Genomic DNA, 25,007 nt, shown 5'->3' on the forward strand with positions numbered 1-25,007 from the left:
GGCCGGGACGTGCTCGAAGGCGTCCGGTCCTTCATGGAGCGGCGCCCCGCCGTCTACCGCGGCGACTGACCGTCCCGCGACGGGACGCCGACCGCCCTGTCGAGTAGTGCGACGAACGCGTCTGCGATGTCCTCCACGTGGATCAACAAGCGCCACACCTGCCCGTTGGAGAGCAAAACTCAGCCGCCGGGACCGAGCGGCAGCAGCGCCTGAAAGCCGTGCTGTTGGCCTGTCGCGTGGCGCGGGTCACACGCCTCCGGTGAGGGTCAGCCCTCCGTCGACCACGACGACCTGACCGGTGAGCCAGGCCGCCTCCTCCGAGAGTAGGAAGGCCGTGACGCCGCCGATGTCCTCCGGGACGCCGAGCCGCTTCAGCGGATACTCCGACGCGACCTGCTCCTCCCGCCCCTCGTACAGAGCGGCTGCGAACCTGGTCTTCACCACCGCCGGCGCGACGGCGTTGACGCGGACCCCGGGGGCGAGCTCGACCGCGAGATCCTGGGTGATGTAGGTCAGCATCGCCTTGGTCGCGCCGTAGAAGCCGATGCCCGGCGCCGGTTTGACGCCGGCGACGGACGACACGTTCACGACCGCTCCCCCGTGCTCCCCCATCCAGGCACGGTGCGCCTGCTGGATCCACGACAGGGCGGCGAGGCAGTTGACCTCGAAGATCTTACGCGCGGCGGCGAGGTCGAGCTCGACCATCGGTCCGTAGACGGGGTTGATGCCGGTGTTGTTCACCAGCATGTCGACGCTGCCGAACGTCTCCAGGGTGCGCCGGACCGTCTGCTCTTGGTGCTCGACGTCGTCGCTCCTTCCGGCGGACGCAATCGCGTGACCGGGGCCGCCGAGCGCCTTGACCGCCTCGTCCAGCGCCTCCTGTTTGCGGGCAGTGACGCAGACCCGCGCCCCCTCGGCGACCAGCCGCTCCGCGATGGCGAAACCGATGCCGCGGCTCGCGCCCGTCACGATCGCCGTCTTGCCCTCGAACCTTCTCGTCATCTCCGTCTATCCCCGTCTCTCCTCCGGCCGTTCACTCGGATCGCGCTCTCAGCTCAGGCGCTCAAGGATCATGGCCATCCCCTGGCCGCCGCCCACGCACATCGTCTCCAGGCCGAACTGCTTGTCGTGGAACCGGAGGGAGTTGATGAGCGTGCTGGTGATCCGGGCACCCGTCATGCCGAAGGGGTGGCCGACCGCGATCGCGCCGCCGTTGACGTTGAGCTTGTCGACGTCGACGCCCAGTTCGCGGGCGGAGGGGATCACCTGGGCGGCGAACGCCTCGTTGATCTCCACCAGGTCGATGTCGTCGATGGTCATCCCGGCGCGGGCGAGCGCCCGTCGGGACGCCTCCACCGGGCCGAGCCCCATGATCTCCGGCGAGAGCCCGGAGACGCCCGTCGCCACAATGCGGGCCAGCGGGGTCAGCCCGAGCCGCCGCGCCTTGGTATCGCTCATCACGACCACCGCGGCGGCTCCGTCGTTGAGCGGGCAGCAGTTGCCCGCGGTCACGGTCCCGTCGGGCCGGAACACCGGCTGCAACCGGGCGACGGCCTCCATGGTCACGCCCGCCCGCGGGCCGTCGTCCTTGCTGACCACGGTGCCGGCCGGGAGCATCACGGGGGTGATGTCGCTCGCCCAGAACCCATTGGCGATGGCCTTCTCGGCCAGGTTCTGGCTGCGGACGCCGAACTCGTCCTGCTCGGCCCGGCTGATCCCCTTGAGCTGGGCGACGTTCTCCGCGGTCTGTCCCATCGCGATGTAGACGTCCGGCAGATCGCCCCTCTCCCGGGGGTCGGACCAGGTCCGGCCGCCCTCGGCGAACCGCCTGGTACGCGCCACGGCCTCGGCGAACACGGGATTCTCGGTGTCCGGGAGTCCGTCGGCGTTGCCCTTGAAGAATCGGCTGACGGTCTCGACACCGGCGGAGACGAACACGTCCCCCTCGCCTGCCTTGATCGCGTGCATCGCCATCCGGGTGCTCTGCAGACTCGACGAGCAGTACCGGTTGACCGTCGTACCAGGGACGCCGTCCAGGCCGAGCAGGACCGCGACGGCGCGGCCCATGTTGAACCCGGACTCGCCTCCCGGCTGGCCGCACCCCAGGATCAGGTCGTCGATGTCGGCCGGGTCCAGCTCGGGCACCTTGTCCAGTGCCGCGCGCACCATCCGCGCGGCGAGATCGTCCGGCCGCATCTCCTTCAGCGATCCCTTGACGGCGCGGCCGATCGGCGACCGGGCGGTGGCGACGATGACTGCTTCGGGCATGGGTGTTTCCCTCTGCTTTCCGGGTTCGTGTCGACGGTCAGAGACCGAGGTCCCGGCCGATGAGCTCTTTCATGATCTCGTTGGAGCCGGCCCAGATCTTCGTGACGCGGGCGTCGCGCCAGGCGCGGGCCACGCGGTACTCGTTCATGTAGCCGTAGCCGCCGTACAACTGGACACAGGCGTCGAGCACATCGTTCTGCGCCTGCGCCGACCACCACTTCGCCTTGGCCGCGTCCACCGCCGTGAGCCGTCCCTCGACGTGCGCCATCACCGCCTGGTCAACGTACGCCTGGGACACCTCGATCCGCGTGACCAGCTCGGCGAGCAGGAACTTGTTGTGCTGGAAGGAGCCCACGGGCTGTCCGAACGCCTTGCGTTCCTTGGCGTACTCGATGGTCTCCTTGAGGATCTGCGCGGCGTGGGCGATGTTGCCGACCGCCGCGCCGAGGCGCTCCTGCGGCAGGCGCTCCATCATGTGGGCGAAGCCACGGTCGATCTCGCCGATGACGTTCGCGTCGGGCACCCGGACGTCGTCGAAGAACAGCTCCGCGGTGTCGGACTCCGTCTGGCCGACCTTGTCGAGCTTCCGGCCGCGGGTGAAGCCCTCCATCCCCGCCTCGACGGCGAAGAGCGTGATCCCCTTGGCCCTCTTTTCCGGGCTGGTGCGCGCGGCCACGATGATCAGGTCCGCCGAGTAGCCGTTGGTGATGAAGGTCTTCGACCCGTTGAGCACCCAGGCGTCCCCGTCGCGCACCGCCGTGGTGCGCAACGCGGCCAGGTCTGACCCGCCGCCGACCTCGGTCATGCCGATGGCCGTGACCAGCTCTCCGGAGCAGAACCCGGGCAGCCACCGCCGCCTCTGCTCCTCGTCGGTGAGCTCCACCAGGTACGGCGCCACGACGTCGTAGTGAATGCCGAGGCAGGACGCCAGCGCCGCCGTGACCCCGGCGAGTTCCTCGGCGAGGACGGCGTTGTAGCGGTAGTCCCCCGCCGCCGAGCCCCCGTACTCCTCCGGGACCTCAAGGCCGAGAAAGCCCTGCTTGCCGGCCTCGATCCACAGCTCCCGTGGGAATCCCCTCTCCTCGACGAACCGGTCCGTGTGCGAGACCACGTGCCGGCCGAGGAACTCCCTGACCGAACCACGGAACGCCTCGTGGTCGGAGTCGTAAATGCTGCGTCTCACCGGCACCTCGCACGAGAAGAGTAACTAAGCGCTTGCTTACCGCTAAGCGCTTGCTTAGCGTTCCCCAATTGCGACATCCTTGTCAACGCCCCGGCCGTATGGGCCGAAAAGGAAGATCACAGAAAGCGAAAACGTGCCGGACGCCCACCCGAAGACGAGGGAGAGCCGCCCCGAGAACGCCCGCGACCGGCTGATCGCCGCCGGCGTGGAGGCCTTCGCCGCCAAGGGGTTCCACGGCACGACCACCCGCGACATCTCAACGGCGGCCGGGATGAGCCCCGCCGCCCTCTACGTGCACTACAAATCCAAGGAGGAGCTGCTCTACCAGATCTCCCGGTCGGGACATGAGGCCACGCTGCGGCTCCTGCGAGAGAGCAGGGCGAGCTCGGACGACCCGGCGGAGCAGCTCCTCACCGCCGTCCGGGAGTTCGTCACGTTTCACGCCCGCAGCCACACGAGCGCACGCATCGTCAACTACGAGCTCTCCGCCCTCAGCGCGGAGCACTACGCGGAGATCCGGGCCGTCCGGCGGGCCATCGATCAGGAGATGCGCCAGATCGTGGAGGCCGGCATCGCGCGCGGCGTGTTCCACACCGCCAACCCGCGCATGACCGCGCTCGCGCTGCTCTCACTCGGCGTCGACGTCGCCCGCTGGTACCGCGACGACGGCGAATGGAGCGACCATGACATCGCCGACCACTACTGCGAGCTGGCCCTTCGCATCGTCGGGGCACGCGCGTAGAAGCGTGCTCACCTCGGCGTCCGCCAGGCTCGCCGAGGTCCCCCCTCCGTGTGTTTCCTGGAGCGATGGATGGCCGGGAACCGGATCCAGCACGATCACCCGCTCATGGTCATTCCGACCAGGTGCGCCGCCGAACGTGCCTGCCGAAGGAGTGCCTCGACAGTGAAGAGCAACTTCGCCGACGAATCACGCAACTTGTCGCGGCAGCCCCCGTCACGTGGGCGGCGTCCATCGAGATGCCGCTGTACGCGACGTAGGGGCCGCCGGCGGTGCCCTTGGCCGCCGCGGCCATGATGCCGACGACGGGTACAAGGCCGTCACGCTGCGCCGCGCCGACCTCGACACCCGCTTCCCCGGCCTCCTCAACGCGCTGGCCGTATGGGCGGGAGGAGGCGAGCCGGTCGGGGTTGTCGCCGCAGGTGATCAGTAGCTGGGCAGCGGTCTCGGGCCCGACTCCGTGCACGGCCAAAAGCTCGGGGCGGGCCTGAGCGACCAGGGCCGCCAGGTGGGCATCGAGATCTTCGATCTCGGCGGTCAGGGCCTGGTAGCGGGTGGGCCAGGCTGCGCAGGGCAAGCTTGGTGCCCTGGATGGGATCGGCGAGTTCTGCGGCCGGGCGCAGCCACGCGCAGGCCGCGGCCAGCGCTTGGGCTGACGTGCCGGCCATCCGCTCGCGCAGTTCGGTGGGTGCGGTGACCAGCAGGCTGCGCAGCTCGTTGATGCAGGCGGTGCGGGCCTTGATCGCGCCTGAGCGGGCCAGGTGCACGGCCCGGATCGACTCGGCGATCCCGTCGCCGCCCTTGGGCAGTGCGCGCGCTCGGCCGGCCAGCATGGCGTCGGCTGCGGCGTAGGCGTCCAGCGGGTCAGACTTGCCCAAATTGCGGCGCTGACGCCGGTCGGAGATAGGCGAGCGTCAAGCTCCGTCCGTGGACTCCTCGACGATCGTCAGGACATCGTCGACCGAACCGACCGGTGGCTGGGTGAGCCGCGCGTAGAGCCCGAAGAAGTCCTCCGGGTCGATCGCGGTCTCGGGAGTGTGCACGCCGACCTGGTCGATCCGGCCCTGCCACAGCAGTTCGACCGCGAGGGCCAGCGGGATGCCGGTGTGCCCTCCCATCCTGCCCGGCAGCTTGGCGTGGGGGTACACGGCGACCGACGTCGGCCGACCAGCGCGGGTGCCACGGGCGAGCGCCCAGATGTCGGGCAGCGGGGCGTCTGTGCCGATGCCCTCCATGTCGGGTCGGCTCTCCACGAGGTGCGCGCCCTCGGCGAGCGTGATCCGCCCAGCTTCGTACGCCTCGACGATCGGCCGGACATGGTCGAACAACTCGGTCGGCCCCGCTTGGAGGTTGAGGCAGCGGCGCAGGCCGCCGACCGCACGGGGCAGCGTGATCGCCTCCGGATGCCCCATGGTGAAGGCGTGCACGTCGCCCACGCCGGGGAAGCGGAAGTCGACGCGGTCGAGCGGCTTGACCTCGGCGGGCGCGCCCCCCTCCCATACCCGGATGGTGCCGCTGCACTGGAGCAGCCAGTGCTGGGCGGCCGCGGCCGCGTTCCCGGACGGCGGGTAGTCCGGCTCCGGCTCCACGACCGCCGAGCTGAGCTGCCAGCCGGTGAACAGGTCCTCCACCGTGTCGAGTCGGGCGGCGGCGAGCACCGCGCACAGGTTGGACGTTCCGGGGCTCGCGCCCATTCCGATCACCGCGCGGCAGCCGTTGGCACGCGCGAGGTCGTCGAGCTCGAAGGCCTCGAGGGTGGCCTCCCAGTCGTCGTCGATGTCCACATAGTCGCAGCCGGATTGGAGTGCGGCGCGCAGGACCGGGGTCCCGAAGTGCGCGAACGGCCCCATCGTGTTCACGACGACGTCGCAGCCCGCGAAAGCGCGGCGCATCGCCTCGGGGTCGGTCGCGTCTAGGGCCAGGGCCTCTCCGACCGGGCCGATCTCGTCGGCGAGTCGCGCGGCGCGTTCGATGTCGAGGTCGGCGACGACGAGGTGCTTGGCCGAGCCGAGTTGGGCGAGGGTGCGGACGGTGTGCCGCCCCATCGCTCCCGCGCCTCCGACGACGAGGACGGTCAGCGGATCGCCTGCGGTGTGTTGCATGGTTGCTCCTTGGCCGAGGATGAGTGTGACGGTCGGGTCGAGGTCACTCGGGTCGGGTCGGCTCACTCGCGCTCGCCGCCGACGGGAATCGGGGTGTGCCGTCGGTGATGTCGGCCGGTTCCGGGGGCCGACGGGGTACGGAGCGCCCGATGACGGCGTACACCTCGGGCCGCTCGCGGCGCAGCCAGAGCGCGTACAGCCAGCCCGCGACGGCCACCACCGGGAACAGCAACGGCAGCGAGTTGATGACGACGCTGTGCACGCCCGTCAGCTCGGCGTAGTTCGCGACGATCAGCACGACTGCGGTGGCCAGGCCGAGCAGGGCGAGCACGGGCGCGAGGCCGGTCTTCCACCAGTGCCGGTCGGGCCGGTTCCAGAAAAAGCCGAGCACTGCGGCGGCCGCGGCCGCCTGGAGCAGCACGGCACCGAGGGTGCCGAGCGCCGACATGCTGACCGAGAGGGTGAGGTACGGGTCGAGTCCGGCGACGGCGAAGCCGCCCACAACGACGATGTTGATCATGGTCTGGACCAGACTGGCCCGCGCGGGCGACCCGTGCTTGGGGTGCGGGCTGCCGAACCGGCTCGGCAGGATGCGCTCGCGGCCGAGCGCGAACATGTAGCGGTTTACCGAGTTGTGCGCGGCCAGCAGCGACGCGAGCAGGCTGGTCAGGAAAAACAGCGTCATCACGTCGGACACGGTCTTGCCGGCGTACTGCTCAGCCATCGTGAAGAACAGGTTGCCCAGCTCCTGCTCGGCCGCCGACCGTACGTGGTTCGGGCCGATCGCGCCGACCGAGATCCAGCTCGTCAGGCCGTAGAAGACGGCGACGACGGCGACGGCGGTGTAGGTCGCGACGGGTACGGTCCGCTGCGGGTCACGGGTCTCCTCGCCGTAGACGGCGGTGGCCTCGAAGCCCAGGAACGAACTGAACGCGAACATCAGGCCGAGCCCGATCGCCCCCTGGCTCAGGGTCGACACGTCCAGCGAGGCGAGCGGAAAGGCCTGGACGCCCTTGTTCCCGACCACGCAGAGGTCGAACACGAGCAGGATGAACAGTTCGGCGGCCATCAGCAGCCCGAGCACTTTGGCACTGATGTCGATGTTGCGGTATCCGAGTACCCCCACGACTGCGATGGCGATCCCGGCGTACACCGCCCACGGCGCGGTGAAGCCGAACCCGATCTGCAGGATCAGCCGCGTGAAGTAGCCGAACGCCCCCACGAGCATCACGGCCAGCGCGTTATAGGAGAGCAGCGCGATGAGCGCGGCGGCCACGGCCGACCGGCGGCCCAGCCCGGCGCGGATGTACGCGTACAGCGCCCCACTGCTGGTGACGTGACGGCTCATCGTCGCGTATCCGACGGCGAAGCACAGCAGGATCACGCCCGCGACCACGTACATCACCGGCGTCGCCGCGCCGCCCCCGAGCGCGAACGACAGCGGCAGCACTCCGATCATCGCGGCGAGTGGGGCGGACGCCGCGATCACGAAAAAGACGATCTTCGACACGCTCAGGTTCGCCCGGAGCGTCGGGGATGGGCTCTGCGGACGAGACTCGGGTTGCGACATGCGCGGCCGCCTCTCAGGACAGCGGTGGGGCCGGACTGTGACGCCGGTCACCGCAGGGAGTGAGCGCCAGTGTGTATTGGTCACCCGAATATGTCAATCGACCAAGTCGGATGCCTGATAGCATCCTGCCTAGGAATGATCTGCAGGGAGCGAGGCGAGGAGAAGTGACCAGGCTGGCGGCGGCCGACCGCCGAGCGATGCTGCTGGACGCCGCGCTACGCGTGATCGCGCGAGACGGGATCGCCGAGGCCACGACTCGAGCCATCACCGCCGAGGCGGGCATGCCGCAGAGCGTGTTCCACTACTGTTTCCGCTCCAAGGACGAGCTGCTGCGTGAGCTCATCACGGTCACCGTCGCGGAGCTGGCGGACCGTGCCGAACTGCCGACTCATCCGCTCCCCGACATCGAGCAGAGCGTACGCGCGGGCCTGCACGTCCTGTGGAAGGCGATCATCGACCCGCCCGACAAGCAGCTCGTCCTGTACGAGATCACGACCTACGCCCTACGCAACCCGGAGCTGGCCGACCTGGCACGGCAGCAGTACGCGGGCTACCTCCACGCCGCCAACCGGTCCTTGACCGCATGGGCCGAGCAGGCCGGGGTCCGCTGGACGGTCCCGGTCCCCATACTCGCCCGCCTGCTCGTCACCGTCATCGACGGCCTCGGCCTCAGCTGGCTCACCGACCACGACTCCGCAGCCGCCTTGGCCGTGATCGACCAATTCGCCGCCCACCTCGCCACCCTGGCCGAACCTCTCACCATCAGCAGCCTGCACGCTGCTCCGGGACACGCAACCACGAGTTCCGGTGCCGTCGAACGGTCTGCGCCCTGAGGCGCTGTGATTCGAGTGGAGGTGAAAGACCTTCGCCGCCTGCCCTGTCGTAGCAGGGAGTTGGAGCTGGGGGCCACCTGATCCGGGTCGGAGGGTGGGAGCAGTCCTGACAAAGCCGGGACGTGCCAGTACTGCCAGATGGTGCGGGTCCGGTAGCGGGATGGAGAGGAGCACGCGAGGAACCGGCGTCGTTACATCCCTCAAAAGTACACCGGCTCGAACCTGGCGGATCAGGTCCGGAGGCGGTGCGCACCCGCCCTGCTTTGTCAGGATGGGGAACTCCTGGGTGGCTTGCCAATGGCGACCGGGAGGCCATGAGGAAGGACTGCGGCGTACTCATGGCGCTGCCGCTGGGACAAAGTCGGGCGCCTCCTTCGTCGAGCGAGTCACAGTGAACATGGGAACCGTCTCGGATCTCGCCTGCCGTCTCATGGCCAGCCGGGATGGGCGGGCTGGGCGCACCGACCGCCGATCGGTCCGGGATGGGGTGGAGCTGCCGTAGTAGGGTCCTCCCCGGGGAACCCCCGTAGAGCTGATCTGCACCGCCGTCGCGGCGTTGGTCCTGGTGGCGGTGCGGGAGGCCGCCATCGAGTACCGGACGAAGCAGCTCGTCGCCCACGCGGTGAACGTGGCCAAGCAGGTACGCGGCGGGGTATCCCCCCACCTGGCGGCGGGCCGGTCAGGCGCGGCGGTTCAGCTGTTCGATCAGGTCGGGACGATTGTCGCTGCCACCCCGGATATGGCGGGCAAGCCGCCGATGACGAACCTGCAGCCCGACGTCGACGCCTTCGCGACCGAGAGGCGGTGTGACGGGCCGGTGTTCCCCGGGCGGTGCAAGATCATTATCGAGTATCCCTTCCATCGGGACAACGGCGTCTGGCGGCTCGACATGGCCGTCGCCGACGTCCCCTGGTATGTGGGCCCTCGGCTGCTGATCCCGCTCGCTGTCGGCTGGCTCCTGCTCGTCGGCGCGACCGCGGCGGGCACCTACCGCACCGTCGGCAAGACCCTGCGGTGAGCGCCATCAGCGGCAAGCTCGCCCAGATCACCGCGAGCGGCCTCGGCCACCGGGTGCCGGTACCGAAATACCGAGACGAGCTCCGAGACCTCGCCGAGATCGCGAACCGGACCCTGGACCGGGCCCAGTCGGCGGTCGAACAGCAACTCCGATTCGCCTCCGACGCCTCCCACGACCTGCGCAGCCCGCTGACCGCCATACGCGCGCAGATCGAGGAAGCGCTCATGTACCCGGATGAGACCGACTGGCCGCGAATGGCGAATGGACGCAACCAGCCGGAGCGGTTCATGAATGCTCCGCTCCTGCGGGTTCACCCTTCCGCGATGCGCGCCAGGGTCCGCGTGTCGAAGTCTCCTCTCATGAAGGCATCATCCTCGAGTACACGATGCAGTAGCGGCAGGTTGGTCTTCACCCCTGTGACCGAGAATTCGCCGACGGCTTGCCGGGCGCGCTTGATCGCTGCTGCCCTGCTCGCCGCGACCGTGCACAGCTTGGCCAGGAGGGGGTCATAGTAGGGACTCACCTCGTCACCGGCGCGATAGCCGGAGTCGATGCGGATGTGCTCGCCGACGGGTTCCTTCCATTGTTCGAGGCGCCCAGGTGAGGGCAGCATCCTGACGGGGTCCTCGGCGTAGATCCTGAGCTCGATCGCATGGTTCTCGCGAGCGGGTTCCGCGAGTTCGCCGTCTTCGTGGGCGGCCACGAGCAACTGGGCCTCGACGAGGTCCATCCCGGTGACGAGTTCGGTGACCGGGTGCTCGACCTGCAGCCGGGTGTTCATCTCAAGGAAGACGAACTGCTCGGTCCGCGGGTCGACGAGGTATTCGAGCGTGCCGGCCCCGCGGTAGCCGAGGCTCTCCCCCGCGCGACGGCTGGCGGCCAGCATCCGTTCCCTCAGGTCGTCGGAGATGCCCCGGCAGGGTGTCTCCTCGATGACCTTCTGGAACCGGCGCTGCATCGAGCAGTCGCGTTCGCCGAGCACGAGGACCCGGCCGTCGTTCAGGCCGAGGATCTGCACCTCGACGTGGCGGGCGGGCTCGATGTACTGCTCCAGCAGGATGTCCGCGGAGCCGAACATCCGCTCGGCCCGGCCCCGGGCGGTCTGAAAGGCGGAGTCGAGATCCGCCTCGTGCCGGACGACCGTCATGCCGATCCCACCTCCACCGCCGGCGGCCTTCACCATCAGGGGGTAGCCGATGCGCGTCGCTTCGGCACGTGCCGCGGCCGCGTCGGCCAGGGCCTGTGACGTGCCGCGCGAGACCGGCACGCCATAGGACGCCATGAGGTTACGAGCCCTGATCTTGTCGCCCATCTCGGCGATGCGGTCGGGACTCGGGCCGATCCAGGCCAGGCCCGCCGCCTGGACCCGGCGGGCGAAATCGGCGTTCTCGGAGAGGAACCCGTAGCCGGGGTGGATGGCGTCCGCGCCGCTTGCGGACGCGGCGGCGAGGATCGCGTCCACGTCGAGGTAGGACCGGGCGACGGGCGACGGGCCGATCCGGACGGCCGTGTCGGCCTCTTCGACGTGCCGGGCGCTCGCGTCGGCGTCGGAGAAGACCGCTACCGTCCGGATGCCGAGCCGCTTCGCGGTCCTGATGACGCGTACGGCGATCTCGCCCCGGTTCGCGATCAGGAGGGAGTTGAACATCGAAACTCCTGTTAACGGTCAGTCGGCGCTGATGCGGGCGAGGAGGTCGCCCTCCTGGACGGCCGCGCCCTCCTCGACGAGGAACTCGGTGACGACTCCGCTCACCGGCGCCTCGATCGGGATCTCCATCTTCATCGACTCGAGGATCGCGATCTCGTCCCCCTGACGGACGGAGGCCCCGACCGGGACGACGATCTTCCAGACGCTGGCGGTCAGCTCGGTGCGTACTTCATGCATGATTACTGCTTCCAATCAGTCGCGGCGTTCAGGGGCGCATGCTCCAGCGGCGGTCACTGGGACCGACGCGGGACCGCATCGCGTGCAGGCCGGCGTTGAGGAAATCGGCGACGACCTTCCGGGTCTGGCGGGGATCGATCATCATCTCCATGCCGAACGCCTCGACCGTCTTCCACGGATCGGCGAGGGCGAGCAGGCGTTCCTCGGCCTGCCTGCGGAACACCTCCGGGTCATCGGCCCGCTCGATCTCGCGGCGAAAGCCGGCTTCCACGCCTCCTTCGATCGGCATGTCGCCCCACTCGACGCTGGGCCAGGCGATGCGCAGACCCAGCGCGTCCGGGTTGGAGGTCGCCGAGACCGCCATGCCGTACGCCTTGCGGACGTGGACGGTGACGACCGGCACCTCGGCCTCGATGATCGACTGGATCGCCCGCATGCCCATGCGTACAACCCCGCGGCGCTCGGCCTCGGGGCCGACCATGAACCCGGGCACGTCGACGAGGTAGACGATCGGGAGGTGGAAGGTGCTGCACAGATCGACGAAGCGGATCTGCTTCTCGGCGGCCGCGCCGTCCAGGGCGCCCGCGAGGTGCATGGGATTGTTGCCGATGACCCCGACCGGGATGCCGTCGATACGGGCGAAGGCGGTGATGACGGCCCGGCCCCAGCCGGGACCTATCTCAAAGAGCGAGTCCTGGTCGACGATGGTGCGCATCACCTCGCGCATCTTGTAGGGGCGCCGCCGGTTCTCTGGGATGATCTTCAAAAGCTCGTCGCAGGAGCGGTCCACCGGGTCGCTCCGGTCACCTCGGGCCGGGAGTTCCCACACGTTCTGCGGAAGGTAGGACAGCACGCGGCGCAGCTGGTCGATGGCGTCGGCCTCGTCCTCGGCCAGGTTGTCCATGGCCCCGGAGACGCTCGTGTGCATCTCGGCGCCGCCGAGTTCGTGCTTGTCGACGGTCTGGCCGAGGGCTCGCCGGACGACGGGCGGCCCGCCGGCGAAGAGCACGCTGCCCTTGCTGATCACGCTGAAGTGGCTGACCACCGCGCGCCCCGCGGTGCCTCCCGCGGCCGAGCCGAGCACGGCGACCAGGACCGGCACCTGCGACATCAGCTCGAAGCTGCGCCGCCAGCTCATCGAGCTGACGAGGTAGGAGTGGCCCTTCTCGTCCTGAGCGGAGACGTCACCGCCGATGCCCTCCATGAACAGGATGAGGGGGATGCGGTACTCGTGGGCGAGGTCCTCCACGAAGCCGCCCATGCCGCCCTTCCACCGGTCGAGGTAGGTCTGCGGCGCCCCGGCGCGGACGGTGAAGTCCTCGCCGCCGATGGCGACCTGGCGCCCGTCGACCGTCCCGAGGCCGCAGACGTAGCTCGACGGCAGCGTGCCGACTTCCGTTCCGGCCGCGTCACGGATCGGGAACGTGGCGAACTCGCCGACCTCGGTGAAGTCGTCGGCTATCTGGCCGATGCGTTCCCGGATGGTCTGGCGGCCCTGGGCGTGCTGGCGTTCGACGCGTTCGGCGCCGCCGAGTCGGCGCGCCTCCTCGTGGCGCCGCCGCAGTTCCTCCAGGGCTGATTCCCAGGTGAAGGCCATCTCAGCTCTCCTCGACGGTGAGGGCCGTGGGGCCGGCGACATCCTTGAGGAAGGTCTCGCCGCCGTCCCAGTAGATCGCGGCGTAGTGCTCGAGGAAGGCGTCGGCGTCGAAGGCGCCCTCCGGCGCGTGGACGCCGACGGGGGCCTGCTCGATACGCAGGACGCCCACGACCGCCGGGCGTGCCGTCTCCAGGCTCATCGAGCCGTCGACCGGTCCACCGGGGAAGACGATGATCCCCTGTTCCCTGCCGCCGGCGGTGCCGGTGGCCACCGCTCCGATCAGCCTGGGCAGGCGCGGGCCTCGGGATTCGGACACCAGGTCCTCGGGGTGCTCGGTGAGCCGGGCGGCGATGTCGGCGATGGCCTCCTCGGGCGTCAGCTCACCGGCGGCGACCCGATCGAGGACCGGCAGCATGAGCCGGTCGGTCCCGACGTTGACAGTGCCGATGTTGACGCAGTTGCGGAGCGTGATCGCCTGGGGCATGGTGACGGGCTCGGGGTGGCCGATCACGCGGTAGACGCCGGTCTCGCCGTTGGAGGTACGCACCCGGTAGGCCGTTCTCCAGGCCCGCTCGTTGACCGGTTCACCGTTGCGCCAGACCGGCACCTCGGCCGCGGTCTGCAGGATGAGGTGGGTGTAGGCGGCCCGGCCGGCGGTGAACGACGCGGCGAGGGCGTCGGCGTGCCGGGTGGCCTCGTCCAGGTCCATGCCTTCGCGGGAGTCTCCCCAGAAGGTGGCGACGCTGTCGACCTCATCGAGGTCGCGCGCGGCGATCACACCGAGATAGTTGGTGAGACCCGGGCTCACGCCGAGCCCCACGACGGCGCGGACACCGAATGCGCGAGCGGCGGGGTCGCGCTTCATGAGCTCCTGGGTCGCGGCCGGGTCGTCGCAAACGTCGATGTAGTCGACGCCGTGCTCGATGGCGGCGTCGAGCACCTTGGCGCCCCACAGGTCGAACGGTCCCGCCGTGTTGACCACCGCGTCGGCGTCGGCCAGGGCGCGGGCCAGGGCGACGTCGTCGGCAAGGTCCAGCTCGACGAAGGCGGCCGTCGCACCGCCGGGCGCCACGCGGTCGGCGATAGTGATGTCGTGGTCGGAGTGTTCGGCGAGTTCGGCCACGACGCGCCTTCCCACCCGTCCGGCTCCCCCGATGACCAGGACGTTCATGTTCTTTCCTTTCGGGTTGGGGTCCACGTTTGCGATTCGGACGCTGAGGTCAGTCCGCAGCCGCCGGTGCGGCCGCTTCCATGAGGTCGATCGTGTCGGCGGTGATCCCCGCCGGAAGGAGATGCTTCTGGATCGCACCGGTGCCCGGTCCCCGGACGAGAGCCGATTCCACGACGATCTCGACGTACCTCGGCACCGCGAAGCGCGGTAGTGATCGTGTGCAGTGGTCGCGGAAGGACACGGGATCGAAGGGCGCGTCATCGTCGAGCACCAGCACCAGCTTGATGTCGTCCTCGCCGCCGAGTTCGTCACGGACGGCGAGCGCCGCGCACTCGCGGACGCCGGGTGCGCGGCGGACCACGTGCTCAAGATCGAACGCGGAGATGTTCTCGCCGCGTTTGCGCAGGCTGTCGGTCAGGCGGCCGCCGTACCAGATGAACCCGTCGGTGTCCTGCATCACCAGATCCCCGGTGTGGAACCACAGGTCGCGAAATGCCTCGGCGGTGGCCTCTGGGCGCCGCCAGTACCCGAGGGTGAGCATGTGCGGATGCCGGGGCCGCGTCTGGAGCTCCCCGAGTTCTCCGGCCCCGGCCTCGGTCCCGTCCGGGGCCGCGACCCGGACGTCGAAGCCGGCACAACTCCAGCCCACGGCCCCGCGCCGCCGGCGCTCGGCGGTGGAGTAGAGAGGGCCGTTGGCCTCGGTCTGGCCGTACATCTGCAGGAGCGGAACCCCGAGTTCGTCCTCGAAGAACTCGTAGGCCTCGTCGGGGATGGGTGCGGCGAGGATCGTCCGGATGCGCCGCAGGACCGGCGCCGGCGGCCGCCCCCGCGTGATGAGCGCGGACAGCATGGAGCCGACGGCACCGAACCAGGTGGCACCGAACCGATCGGCGTCCTCCCAGAAGCTGCTGACGCTGAACCGGGGGGCGAAGGCGAGCGTGGAGCCGGTTTGCAGGCACAACGGAAGGGCGATGTGGGCGTCCACGTGGAAGAACGGCATCGTGAAGAAGCCGGTGTCACCAGGCCCCACGTCGAGCACCCTCGATAGGACGGCACCGAAGTTGGAGAAGTAGCCGTGCGGAAGCATCACCCCCTTGGACGGCCCGGTGGTCCCGGACGTGTAGAGCAGTGAGGCCAGATCTCCCGGCGCCGGGACCGGCCCGCCCTCCGCATCGGCCTCGTGGTCCCGGTCGATGCGCACTCTCGCGAGGTCGACGATCCGCTCAGGGGCGACGCAGCCGGTCAGCAGTTCGTGGAAGCGTGCGTCCGCCACGACGACGCCGGGCTCGCTGTCAGTGAGGACCTGCTGCAGGAACCACCCCCGCAGCTCGCTGTTGACGGCGACCTCCACCGCGCCCAAAGCCCACACGGCGAACTGCGCCGCGAGCATCCGAGCGCTGTTGGCGGCCATGATCGCGACCCGTTCACCGGGCCGCACCCCCAGGTCGTGGAGTTCGGCGGCGGCAGAACGGACAGCCGATGCGAACCGGGAAACCGTCCACTCACCCTCGGCCCACCGCAGCAGCGGCTGGTCCGGCCACCGCCTCTGGGCGGCTTCGAGGTCGGCGAGCGGCCCGGTACGACCGAGCGCCACTCCGTCGAGGAGTCGACCTGTGATCATGCCGTCATTCCTTCCTGGGTTCGTGCGGGGACGCGGCGATGCGGAGCGCGAACTCGCCGTTCATCTCGGCGACCTGTTCGACGGTGAGGGGCCCTCCGGGCTGGAACCACAGGGCGCTGTACTCGCAGATGTTGAGGATCGCGAAGGCGGTGGCGTTGAGGTCGGGTACGTCGAACACCCCCTGCTCGGCGCCCTTCCGCAGGATGTCGCGCGCGCTGTCCAGGTGGCGTCGGTGCAGCTCCCGGATGAGCTCGTATCGCTCCTTCGGCAGCGAGGACGCCAGTTGCGTCCGCGAGTAGGTCATCGACAGGAACGTCTGCGCCTGCTCAAGCTGGGACAGCTGGGCACGGGTGTGCGCGACGGCGAAAGCCCGCAGCGTCTCGACCGGATCGGTGAGCCCCGCGATGGCGGCCTCGATGCGGTTCAGGAATTCCTGGAGGCTGGTGCGCAGGAACTCGAAGAGGATGTCCTCCTTGGACTCGAAATGCCAGTAGAGCGTGGGCGGGGTGATCCCCACCGCGCGGGCGATGGCGGCGACCTTGGTCCTGCTGTAGCCGTCACGCTGGAACAGTTCGGCGGCGGCCGCGAGGATCTCCGCCTTCATGTCGACGTCGGACGTGCTCTCCGGTGCCATGTCATCCTCTCGATCACGGGTTGATTCCTCGCGCGAACCTATCCACCGAACAGTCGGCTCTCCGCATCGGAAACCGCCCGGGGACGGCGGGCCTCGCGGTCCCACATGACGAGCGTCGCCGTGGAGCGCGCCCTCAGCGTCCCGTCCGCTCCGCGCAGTTCCTCGCGTACGTCGACCCGGCGCGCGCCGCGGCCGATCGGCTCGATCGTCAGCGTGAGCGGTCCGTCGCCTGGGAGCACCTCTCGCTCGAAGTCGATTTCCTGCCTGGCCACGACGTACGCGGGCTGCCGGGCGCCGGTGCCCTCGGTGAGCCACGCGACCCGCGCCTCCTCGAAGAACGCGAGGTAGGACGTCGCGGTCATGTGGCCCAGGTAGTCGAAGTCCCGGAAGCGGAGGTGGAACGTCGTGCGCCAGGCCGGGTGAGCGCTCATCATGACTCCGCCGCCGGTTCCTGCCCCTGGGTCACCACCGGGACGTCGCTGCGGGGCAGGAAGAGCTTGGCGCCGCGGGCGATGAGCGGCACCCCGAACACCAGGATGAGCGCGACGGCCCCGACGAGGTAGCCGACAGCGATCAGGTCGATGATCCCGAACTGGGCGAGGGCGGCTCCGAGCAGGAGCACCGCCAGGGTGATGCCGACGCGGACCCGGGACGTCATCACGGGGCGACCGGCGTCCACCAGGTTCTGGTCGACACGCAGCACGATCGCCTGGATCAGACCGACCGCCGTCGCGACGAGAGTCCAGCCGACGAGAAGTCCGTACACGACGACCACCCAGGTCCCCTTGCCCTCGAGCATCTTGAGCCACGGGACCGGGGCGTCGAAGATCTTCGGGTCCGGGTAGAAGCCCATGAGGGCGGCGTAGGTCAGGAACCACGGCACGACGTACAGGCCGCCGGTGAGCGCCGCGGCCTTGGCGGCGTCGCGGCGCGAGCGCAGGTGGCGGACCGTCATGAGGGTGGACGGGAAGACGACGAAGCCCATGCCCACGTAGGTCATGCCCAGGAGCGCCGCGTCCCAGAACGTCGCGCCGGGCCGGAGCGAGTGGTCGCCCGCCGACATGACCTGCCCGATGCGCTCCCAATGGGACGGGATGACGAGCAAGGCGAAGACGATGTAGCCGACCGTCAGCAGGATCGTGCCGATGCCGTTGAACCGCTCGACGACCTCGGTCCCCCGAAAGGTCACGAACCCGGTGACCACGATGATGACCGCGACACCGGCCCAGTAGTTGAGCCCCAGGGTGTCCTTGAGGATGTTGCCGGTGGCCGAGGCCAGCACCGCGATGATTGCGATCGCCAGCGGGATGTAGACCGCGTCGAAGAGCCAGTAGAGCTTGTTGATGAGGTGGCGGAGCAGACTCCGGTAGTCGAACAGCCGGTGGCGGCGAGCCATCTCGTAAACGAGGTATGAGAGCAGGGACCCGGTGATCGCCATCGCCAGGCCGGCGGCCCAGCCCAACGCTCCGTGACCCGCGCCGAACTCGATGATCTCCCGGCCCGTCGCGTAGGCGCCCCCGATGGCCACCGCCTGAAACATGAGCGCCGGGACCAGCACCCCGCGCAGGCCGGCACCCGCCCGGCCAGCATCGTTTGGACTGGACGATGAAGTCGCCATGCCGCACCTCCTACCTGATTCGGGCACCGCCGCGGCACACGCGGAGACTCCCGAATAACGAGTATTCGGGAACTGTAGAGGCGGGAACATCGATGCGCAAGGGCGCGGCATCGTCGACGGCCACGACGTTCGAGCCCTCCGCAGAAGACGCACTATCGGGCTGAGCGAGGAGACGGCGAAGGCACACACCTGGCACGGGAAATGATCAGTCGCCGTGATGGGAGTACAGGCTCCGGTGGAGTGCGAGAGCGGCAGGCTGGCAGCCATGCGCCTGCCGAAAGCCTCATCCATGCAGTTCAAGCCGCATGTGAGTACTCGTGCAGCACGCCGCCGGGCCTGTCTCGTCGAGGATGACGCGGATCTACCAATCGGCGGGGAGGAGCCGACCCGCATATAGGCGACGTACAGGCCGACCAGCTGACCTACTCCGCCGCCCTGGAGAGGCTCCTCGGCAGCTGTGCCGACCGGGCTCAGGCGACCCGGATGTCCGACGGATGAGTCGCCAGCGGGGTGATCTCGATGGTCATGTACGGGAAGAGTGGCAGGTTCCAGAGGATCTGGTGCAACCGCTCGTTGCCGGACACGTCGAAGATGCTCAGGTTGGAGTACCGGCCCACCCGCCGCCATATGTGCAGCCACTCGCCGGACGCCTGGAGTTCGCGGGAGTAGCTCCTCTCACGATCGATCAAGGTGGCCTTCTCGCCCGGATCCATCGCGGGCGGGATGGCGACGTCCATCGTCACGGCGAACAGCACGGGCCGGTCTCCTCTCGTGTGCGGGCTTTGTCGGTCTCAGGCGGGATCCAGCACGAAGTCGTAGGTGACCTCGCGTCCCGCGCCGTCGCCGGTCGGCCGGGGATCCAGGATGAGCTCCGGCTTCACCGCCGAGGCGATGTCGTCGAACACATGCTCGTCGCCCGTGAAGTAGAGCTGCGTCGTCACCAGGTGATGACCCGGAGCCGACACCTTCATGTGCAGGTGGGCCGGCCGCCACGCGTGCCATCCCGCGGCCGCGATGAGCTTGCCGCATGATCCGTCAGTCGGGATCTGGTACGGCGCGGGCTGCACCGTATGGATCCTGAAGCGCCCGGCCTCGTCGGCGATCACACTGCCGCGCAGGTTCCACTCCGGGATTCCCGGCGCGAACTGCGAGTAGTACCCATCGTCGTCGGCATGCCAGATCTCCACCCGGGCCCCGGCCAACGGCTCGCCGGACACGCTGCGCACCTGCCCCTGGAACAGCAGGGGCGTACCCTTCTCCGCTTCCCGCATGGGCAGGGTCGTCCCGGCCGAAGGCTCCGGCGCGCCAGGCACGTAATACGGCCCTTCGATGCTGCCCTTGCTGCCCTCGCGGGACTCGGTCGCGACCTGCTCAACGACGTGCTCGACCCAGACGTCGAGGAAGAGCGGCCACTCGCCGTCCTGCCCGACGCCGATCAGCCACGCCTTGAGCGCGTTGTACTCCTCGTAGGTGACCTTGTGCCGGCGGATCGTGGCATGGACCGCGTCCAGCACCTCGCGGGCGAGTAGGTCGACACGCTCGGTGGGCGTGGCCGCGGCCGAACTCGCCTTGTCGGCGAAGAACCGCTCGGTCGCGGACGCGCCGGACGCGGCCGCCGCCGGTGCGACGGTGTCAGAGGTCATGATCTGGTCCTCCTGGTCTGTTTGGTTGTGATCAGGTGTCCTGGCGGTAGCGGGTGAGCTTGTCCTCGTCCACGTCCACGCCGATGCCGGCGCCCTGCCGTACGGGAAGGGTTCCGTCCCGGATCTCAAGGGGTTCGGTGAGCAGGTCGTCGGTCATGTCGAGGAAGTTCGAGAGCTCTCCGGCCCGCTGCGAGGTGAGCCGGTAGGCGGCGCCGAAGGCGACCGTGCACATGGATCCGATCTGGCCGTCGATCTGGTTGCCCATCACGACCTCGACCCCGACTCCCTCGCACAGGTGGTGGACGCGCTGGGAGTACGTGAAGCCGGTGCGCGCGGTCTTGATGCTGATCGCGTTGGCGGCTCCGCTGAGCAGTTCCCTGGTGACCGTGGCCGGGGTCGGCACGCTCTCGTCCGCGACGACCGGGATGGGCGACCGGCTCACCAGCCAGCGGCGGCCGAGGACGTCGTCGGCGGGGCACAGCTCCTCGGCGAGGGTGAGGCCGAGGTCCTCCATGGCGCGCAGAGCCTGTACCGACTCCGACGCGGTCCAGCCGCGGTTGCCGTCAACGTAGAGCTCCACCGCGTCTCCGAGCGCGTCGCGGAGCGCGCGGCAGACCTTGACGTCGAGCGTGTACGGGTGCCTGCCGACCTTCACCTTGAACGTGGCGATGCCGTACAGGTCGCGCATCCGCTCGGCCTCGGCGACCGCCGCGGCGGGCTCGGCGAAGCCGAGCATGTGCGACACGCGCATGCGGTCGGTGAACCCGCCGAGCAGGAGCGTGACGGGGAATCCCAGTGTCCGGCCCAGCGCGTCCCACATGGCCATGTCGACGGCTGCCTTGGCGGTTGGGTTGCCGACGGTACGCCCGAGGACGCCGTGGATGACCTCCCGTTCGAGGAGGTGCAGACCGAGCAGCTCAGGGGTGAACAGCTTGTCGATCACGGCCTTGATCGAGTCCTGCGTCTCGCCGTAGGTGAACGGCCGGGGAGGCGCCTCGGCGATGCCGACGACCCCGTCCTCGGTTCGCACGCGTATGAGCACATGCTCGGCCGTGTGCACCTCGCCGCTGGCGAACCGCAACGGCTTCCGGTACGGGATGGCGAACGGGATCGCCTCGACTGCGGTGATCTTCATGGTCGCTCCTCGGAGGTGGAGTGGTCGTGACCACCCGTGGATGCGATGCGTGGGTGAGCCCGCGAAGACGGCGGCGCGGTTTTCTCCGGCGCCCAGGGCGTCCATGCGGCCTCGGCCGTCCAGTAGACGCCGCCGCTCGCGCTGACGGCCCGCTCCCACTCGGTCAATCGCCTGATCGAGGGCTCCTCGACGGCGGTGGCGCGGTCCGCGGCACCGGGTCCGTTCCCCTCCGTCGCCCAGTGAACCCAGTTGATCTCCCGGCCGTACTCGTCGTATACGAACAAATCCACATGCGGCCATCCGTAGCGAAAAGTGTCGTCGTAGCACATGAGGACGATTCGGTGGTTCAAGAAGCTGACCTCTCTGGACACCCAGGCGTGCCGGGCGCCGCAGTGTGATCCAGCAGGCCCGCGCCGAGCCGTCGCGCCCGGGGGGCACACTGCCCGGGCGGCGGGCTAAAGGAGGAATCCGCAGGTCCGTACGGTGTGTTCCGCGTCCACGAGATGCACGATCTTGGCTCTGATGCACGGGCGATCGTCCGCGCTCAGGATGTGGTGCGTCAGTTCGGCCGCCCATACCTGATGGTCGCCCTGCTTGTACGCCACCACGATCTCGGTGGAGGTGACGCGCAGCTCGTGGTCGCCGATCCGGTCGACGGCAAATCGCGAAACGGTGCGCACGGTCCGGCCCACAGCGTTCACGGCGCCGGCGTGCCCGCTCGTCATCCGGTCCACGCGCCGGCGTCGCATGGGCGAGTCATCGTTGATGAAGTTCAGGGTGGCGTCGTAGTCGACGACCTCGCGGCGCATCGGGACGACGTAGCGGGTCTCTCCTTCGGCCCACAACTCGTCCCAGTCGCGGTACCTCTGGTCGTCGAGGAGCCGCGCCTCCCGATAGATCAGCTCGATCGCGGACAACGCCACCGGATCCGCCAGCGCCAGCTTTCGCTCGACGTCCGCCCACGCCTCAGCCTGCATCGGTCATCAACCGCTTCCACATCCGGTATGCCTCCCGCATCCCTGTCTCGTCGGTCACGTGGGACCGGGGGTGCCCCTCATCCGACATCTCCTCCCGGTTGAGGCCGCGATCGATCAGAATCGGCATGTCGGGGTCCGCGGCCGCGCCGCGCTGGACCCGCGCCCAGACCTCCGAGTCGTCCGGGGTACCGAACCCGAACGGCCCCTGGAAGTGCTCGTGGATCCGGAGCCGTTCCCTGTTGGCACCCTCGGGGCCGCCCTTGTAGCCGAGCACCATGTGCTCGTTGTCCGTGGCGTCCACCGCGACGGGGTTCAGCAGTCTGATGAAGCCCATGGACAGGGCGAGGTTGGGGAAGACGTTGAGGTTGAACCCCGCTCCGTGGAGGGAGCGCACGAGTCGGCGCAGCCTCTCCGGCGGCAGGCCCGGCTGGAGGTCGGCGACCAGATCGCCGAAACGGTCCTGCAGAGCTTCCGTCCCATCATCCTCGTTGAGGTCGACGTGCTCCGGGACGAAGATGCCGACGGAGTGACCGTTCTCAAGTCCGTACGTGACGGCCTCGGGGTCCTTCATGAAGGACAGCATCTCGGCGGTCTGCGCGTCGACGTTCGCCATCCAGGAGCGGTGGACCAGCGGGAAGTGGTATCCGTCCGTCACGTTCTCCAGCTGGATCTTCCAGTTGGCCTGGTACCTGAACTTGAAGGCCCCCTGGACCTTGACCGGGTAGCCTGCCCCCTGCTTCATGAAGAGGTCGATCCACCTGCGCGCGGACCCCAGGAAACCGGCGAGCGGTTCCGCGTTCTCGTCGAAGGTCGCGAAGATCAGCCCGGCGTAGGTCTCCACGCGAAGCCGCCGCAACCCGAGTCGCGACTTGTCGATGTCCCGGGGATACCCGTCGGGGTAGGGAATGCCGCGCAGCCGGCCGTCCAGGGCGTAGGACCAACTGTGGTACGGGCACGTGAATCCGCCCGCCACTGCCCCGTCCGGCTTCTCGCACAACAGCGCACCGCGGTGGCGGCACCTGTTCAACAGCACATTGATCTGGTCATTCCGGTCCCGGCAGACGATGACGGGGCGTCGCCCGACCGCCCGAGTCTTGAAGGATCCCCGCTCCGGGAACTCGCTCTCGTGCCCCACGCAGTTCCAGGTCTTGTAGAAGATCCTCTCCAGCTCGGCTTCGTAGATCTCCGGGTCCAGGTAGACCCTCGCGCTGACCCGATCGGCCGCAACGAGCGACCCCCAGTCCGAGCCGGTACGGCCCGCGACGTCAATGCTCACCTCGTCCTCCTGCTCTTCCCTGCCTTCATGCGGCCTTCTCCCACCACACGGCCAAAGCCATGACCTGCTCGGGGTCCAGTGCCTTCGCCCACAGCCGCCGCGGCTCGTACCTCGAAATCAGGACGCGATCGTCCTCGGTCTGGAACCGCACCCGCAGCCGCGTCAGGGTGATGTCCGACCCTCCGGCCACGTACGCGGACAGCCGCACCATCGGCCAGCAGCCCTCGACTCCCCCGTCGCGGACGCTGACGGCTCCCCGGCCGAGCATGTGCATGTTCACCGTGAAATGGGATCCCGGCGACAGATAGCTCTCGAGCATGTCGGCGATGCGGGGCGGGGTTGTCACCTGGCCGAAGCGCTCAGCGTTCCAGCTTCCGACGCCCTGCCACACCGCGTCACGCGTGAAGAGCCCCTCAAGCTCCTGGCGGCTGTAGCCGGCCGCGGGGACGTCACACAGCTCCATGTACCGCCGCAGCGTCACCGTTGCGGCTCCGGCCAGCGCGTGCTCAGCGCGCATCGCTCACCTCACCCTCATCGTCGGACCTGGAAGACCGCCGTGATCGGCTTCTTGATGGTGCAAGCCTGGCCGACCCGAACTACGCATGTAAAACACATCTTTCATGGCATATCTATAAGCAGAGGTTTGGTATCCGCCTGCGACGGCATGGCGGGTCACACCTGAGCGTCTCCGCCGCGGCGGAGACGGACGACCGTGACATCAGCCCTTCAGGCGGACCACGGAAGCCGGCTCGTACAGCTCCGGCCGTCGATGCGCGAAGACCAGCCGCCGGGCGCGCACCTCATCGACGAGGGTGCCGTCGAGCCTGGCGAGCAGATCCCGGTCCCTCTCCCCGGCGGACGCCACGAGACGCCCACTCGGATCGATCACACAACTTCCGCCCACCAGCTCCAGATCTGCTACCACGCCCGTCTGATTGGCGTGCACGACATAGGCCTGGTTCTGCACGGCCGCGGCCGCGAGAAGGACACCCAGTTCCTCTCGCCCGCGTCCCGCTCCGTCCCTGGGCCAGGAGTTCGGAACGACGAGGCACTCGGCGCCGGCGAGGGCGAGTGTTCGCGCGACCTCCGGGAAGCGCAGTTCGTAGCACACGACGATGCCGAAGGTCCCGAAGTCCGCTTCGACCACGCTGAGCCGGTCCCCCGCTGTGACGTATGCCGACTCGGCGTGGCCGGGGGCGTCGAACAGGTGCGTCTTGCGATGACCGCCGACCAGGTCTCCGCCGCGGGAGAACACGTGGCACCTGTTCGTGTACACCCCGCCGCCTTCGTCGACGATCCACGTGCCGACGAGGTAGCTGCCGAGTCGCCTCGCGCGAGCCGCCAGCTCGGCCACCAGCCCGATTCCGGCGTGGACGCCGACCTCGGAGATCCGCCTGCTGCCCAGGGCGCGGAACGTGAACATCTCCGGCAGGCAGACCAGGTCGGGGCGCGCGCCGGACGCCACGAGGCCGTCCAGCCTGGACAAGGCGACGCCGATGTTCGCGTCGACGTCGAGCGAGGTGGCCATCTGGATGAGTGCGACGTTGATGTCTCTCACAGCGTTTCACGCTTTCTCGTAGGCGACTTGTCGGCCGCTGGCGATCGGCGTCGTCGCGGCGACCGCCGACCGGCCGGGGACGAATCGGCAACGTGACGCGCGTGGCATGACCGCGCGAGGACAGCCGGCCTCCCCGAGTGTTCGACGAATCCCTTTCGTCTGTAAATTAGGTTTTATTT

At 68.9% G+C, this 25,007-nt stretch carries 25 protein-coding genes; 3 read left to right on the top strand and 22 right to left on the bottom strand.

Annotated features, from left to right (window positions below; translation table 11 throughout):
* Window positions 1-246: 246 nt before the first annotated feature.
* The 3 genes from AB0I59_RS40415 to AB0I59_RS40425 are packed head-to-tail and all read right to left on the bottom strand — an operon-like array spanning window position 247 to window position 3,451.
* Entirely contained in the window at window positions 247-1,002 is a 756-nt protein-coding gene (locus tag AB0I59_RS40415; protein ID WP_061254274.1) for an SDR family oxidoreductase, read from the bottom strand.
* 48 nt (window positions 1,003-1,050) lie between these two features.
* Window positions 1,051-2,268, bottom strand: coding sequence for an acetyl-CoA C-acetyltransferase (locus tag AB0I59_RS40420; protein WP_358142001.1), 1,218 nt, complete (start codon window positions 2,266-2,268; stop codon window positions 1,051-1,053).
* Between the two features lie 37 nt (window positions 2,269-2,305).
* A complete protein-coding gene (locus tag AB0I59_RS40425) occupies window positions 2,306-3,451 on the bottom strand; it encodes an acyl-CoA dehydrogenase family protein (RefSeq protein ID WP_358142003.1) in 1,146 nt (381 codons plus the stop codon).
* 133 nt (window positions 3,452-3,584) lie between these two features.
* Here AB0I59_RS40425 and AB0I59_RS40430 point away from each other — a divergent pair, with 133 nt between their 5' ends.
* A complete protein-coding gene (locus AB0I59_RS40430; RefSeq protein WP_358142006.1) occupies window positions 3,585-4,193 on the top strand; it encodes a TetR/AcrR family transcriptional regulator in 609 nt (202 codons plus the stop codon).
* A gap of 109 nt (window positions 4,194-4,302) precedes the next feature.
* Here the strand turns inward: AB0I59_RS40430 and AB0I59_RS40435 are convergent, their stop codons facing one another.
* The 3 genes from AB0I59_RS40435 to AB0I59_RS40445 all read right to left on the bottom strand — a co-directional run bounded on the left by AB0I59_RS40435 (window position 4,303) and on the right by AB0I59_RS40445 (window position 7,781).
* Window positions 4,303-4,767, bottom strand: a complete 465-nt coding sequence (locus AB0I59_RS40435) for a hypothetical protein (protein WP_358142009.1) — start codon at window positions 4,765-4,767, stop codon at window positions 4,303-4,305.
* A 337-nt stretch (window positions 4,768-5,104) separates the two neighbouring features.
* Window positions 5,105-6,292 (bottom strand): saccharopine dehydrogenase family protein, encoded by a 1,188-nt coding sequence (locus tag AB0I59_RS40440; RefSeq protein ID WP_358142012.1) that lies wholly within the window; start codon window positions 6,290-6,292, stop codon window positions 5,105-5,107.
* Between the two features lie 43 nt (window positions 6,293-6,335).
* A complete protein-coding gene (locus AB0I59_RS40445) occupies window positions 6,336-7,781 on the bottom strand; it encodes an APC family permease (protein ID WP_358142015.1) in 1,446 nt (481 codons plus the stop codon).
* A gap of 245 nt (window positions 7,782-8,026) precedes the next feature.
* Here AB0I59_RS40445 and AB0I59_RS40450 point away from each other — a divergent pair, with 245 nt between their 5' ends.
* Both AB0I59_RS40450 and AB0I59_RS40455 read left to right on the top strand, forming a co-directional pair.
* The gene (locus tag AB0I59_RS40450; protein ID WP_358142018.1) at window positions 8,027-8,695 is read left to right on the top strand and encodes a TetR/AcrR family transcriptional regulator; all 669 of its coding nucleotides are present in this window, start codon (window positions 8,027-8,029) and stop codon (window positions 8,693-8,695) included.
* Window positions 8,696-9,260: 565 nt separating this feature from the next.
* Window positions 9,261-9,713, top strand: a complete 453-nt coding sequence (locus tag AB0I59_RS40455; protein ID WP_358142021.1) for a hypothetical protein — start codon at window positions 9,261-9,263, stop codon at window positions 9,711-9,713.
* A 310-nt stretch (window positions 9,714-10,023) separates the two neighbouring features.
* On the opposite strand, the gene AB0I59_RS40460 is transcribed toward AB0I59_RS40455, so the two are convergent.
* The 16 genes from AB0I59_RS40460 to AB0I59_RS40535 form a co-directional block, all read right to left on the bottom strand.
* The gene (locus tag AB0I59_RS40460) at window positions 10,024-11,361 is read right to left on the bottom strand and encodes an acetyl-CoA carboxylase biotin carboxylase subunit (protein ID WP_358142024.1); all 1,338 of its coding nucleotides are present in this window, start codon (window positions 11,359-11,361) and stop codon (window positions 10,024-10,026) included.
* Window positions 11,362-11,379: 18 nt separating this feature from the next.
* A complete protein-coding gene (locus tag AB0I59_RS40465) occupies window positions 11,380-11,598 on the bottom strand; it encodes a biotin/lipoyl-binding carrier protein (RefSeq protein ID WP_061254255.1) in 219 nt (72 codons plus the stop codon).
* Window positions 11,599-11,626: 28 nt separating this feature from the next.
* Window positions 11,627-13,195, bottom strand: coding sequence for an acyl-CoA carboxylase subunit beta (locus AB0I59_RS40470; protein ID WP_063818689.1), 1,569 nt, complete (start codon window positions 13,193-13,195; stop codon window positions 11,627-11,629).
* Window position 13,196: 1 nt separating this feature from the next.
* Window positions 13,197-14,366 (bottom strand): saccharopine dehydrogenase NADP-binding domain-containing protein, encoded by a 1,170-nt coding sequence (locus AB0I59_RS40475; protein ID WP_061254250.1) that lies wholly within the window; start codon window positions 14,364-14,366, stop codon window positions 13,197-13,199.
* A gap of 49 nt (window positions 14,367-14,415) precedes the next feature.
* Window positions 14,416-15,987 carry an AMP-binding protein gene (locus tag AB0I59_RS40480; RefSeq protein ID WP_358142029.1) on the bottom strand — a complete coding sequence of 524 codons (1,572 nt, stop codon included), beginning with the start codon at window positions 15,985-15,987 and terminating at the stop codon, window positions 14,416-14,418.
* A 4-nt stretch (window positions 15,988-15,991) separates the two neighbouring features.
* Window positions 15,992-16,621 (bottom strand): TetR/AcrR family transcriptional regulator, encoded by a 630-nt coding sequence (locus tag AB0I59_RS40485; RefSeq protein WP_061254246.1) that lies wholly within the window; start codon window positions 16,619-16,621, stop codon window positions 15,992-15,994.
* A 38-nt stretch (window positions 16,622-16,659) separates the two neighbouring features.
* Window positions 16,660-17,052, bottom strand: a complete 393-nt coding sequence (locus AB0I59_RS40490; RefSeq protein WP_061254244.1) for an acyl-CoA thioesterase — start codon at window positions 17,050-17,052, stop codon at window positions 16,660-16,662.
* Window positions 17,052-18,239: a YkvI family membrane protein gene (locus tag AB0I59_RS40495; RefSeq protein WP_358142033.1), complete on the bottom strand. Its 1,188-nt coding sequence runs from the start codon at window positions 18,237-18,239 to the stop codon at window positions 17,052-17,054. The genes AB0I59_RS40490 and AB0I59_RS40495 overlap by 1 nt, the downstream gene beginning before the upstream one ends.
* 470 nt (window positions 18,240-18,709) lie before the next feature.
* Complete coding sequence (locus tag AB0I59_RS40500; RefSeq protein WP_061254242.1) at window positions 18,710-18,994, bottom strand: muconolactone Delta-isomerase; 285 nt, start codon at window positions 18,992-18,994, stop codon at window positions 18,710-18,712.
* A 36-nt stretch (window positions 18,995-19,030) separates the two neighbouring features.
* Window positions 19,031-19,882, bottom strand: coding sequence for a catechol 1,2-dioxygenase (gene catA / locus AB0I59_RS40505; protein ID WP_358142036.1), 852 nt, complete (start codon window positions 19,880-19,882; stop codon window positions 19,031-19,033).
* A gap of 31 nt (window positions 19,883-19,913) precedes the next feature.
* Window positions 19,914-21,017: an enolase C-terminal domain-like protein gene (locus AB0I59_RS40510; RefSeq protein ID WP_358142039.1), complete on the bottom strand. Its 1,104-nt coding sequence runs from the start codon at window positions 21,015-21,017 to the stop codon at window positions 19,914-19,916.
* The gene (locus tag AB0I59_RS40515) at window positions 21,014-21,307 is read right to left on the bottom strand and encodes a hypothetical protein (RefSeq protein ID WP_358142042.1); all 294 of its coding nucleotides are present in this window, start codon (window positions 21,305-21,307) and stop codon (window positions 21,014-21,016) included. The genes AB0I59_RS40510 and AB0I59_RS40515 overlap by 4 nt, the downstream gene beginning before the upstream one ends.
* A 165-nt stretch (window positions 21,308-21,472) precedes the next feature.
* Complete coding sequence (locus AB0I59_RS40520) at window positions 21,473-21,994, bottom strand: aromatic-ring-hydroxylating dioxygenase subunit beta (protein WP_358142045.1); 522 nt, start codon at window positions 21,992-21,994, stop codon at window positions 21,473-21,475.
* Window positions 21,984-23,270 carry an aromatic ring-hydroxylating oxygenase subunit alpha gene (locus AB0I59_RS40525; RefSeq protein WP_358142048.1) on the bottom strand — a complete coding sequence of 429 codons (1,287 nt, stop codon included), beginning with the start codon at window positions 23,268-23,270 and terminating at the stop codon, window positions 21,984-21,986. Before AB0I59_RS40525 ends, AB0I59_RS40520 begins: the two co-directional genes overlap by 11 nt.
* A 25-nt stretch (window positions 23,271-23,295) precedes the next feature.
* Entirely contained in the window at window positions 23,296-23,787 is a 492-nt protein-coding gene (locus tag AB0I59_RS40530) for a hypothetical protein (protein ID WP_358142051.1), read from the bottom strand.
* 201 nt (window positions 23,788-23,988) lie between these two features.
* On the bottom strand, window positions 23,989-24,828 hold the full coding sequence (locus AB0I59_RS40535; RefSeq protein ID WP_061254229.1) for a carbon-nitrogen hydrolase family protein: 840 nt from the start codon (window positions 24,826-24,828) through the stop codon (window positions 23,989-23,991).
* Window positions 24,829-25,007: the final 179 nt, after the last annotated feature.

This window comes from Microtetraspora glauca (assembly GCF_040656155.1).
In the GTDB taxonomy this organism is placed as follows: domain Bacteria; phylum Actinomycetota; class Actinomycetes; order Streptosporangiales; family Streptosporangiaceae; genus Microtetraspora; species Microtetraspora glauca.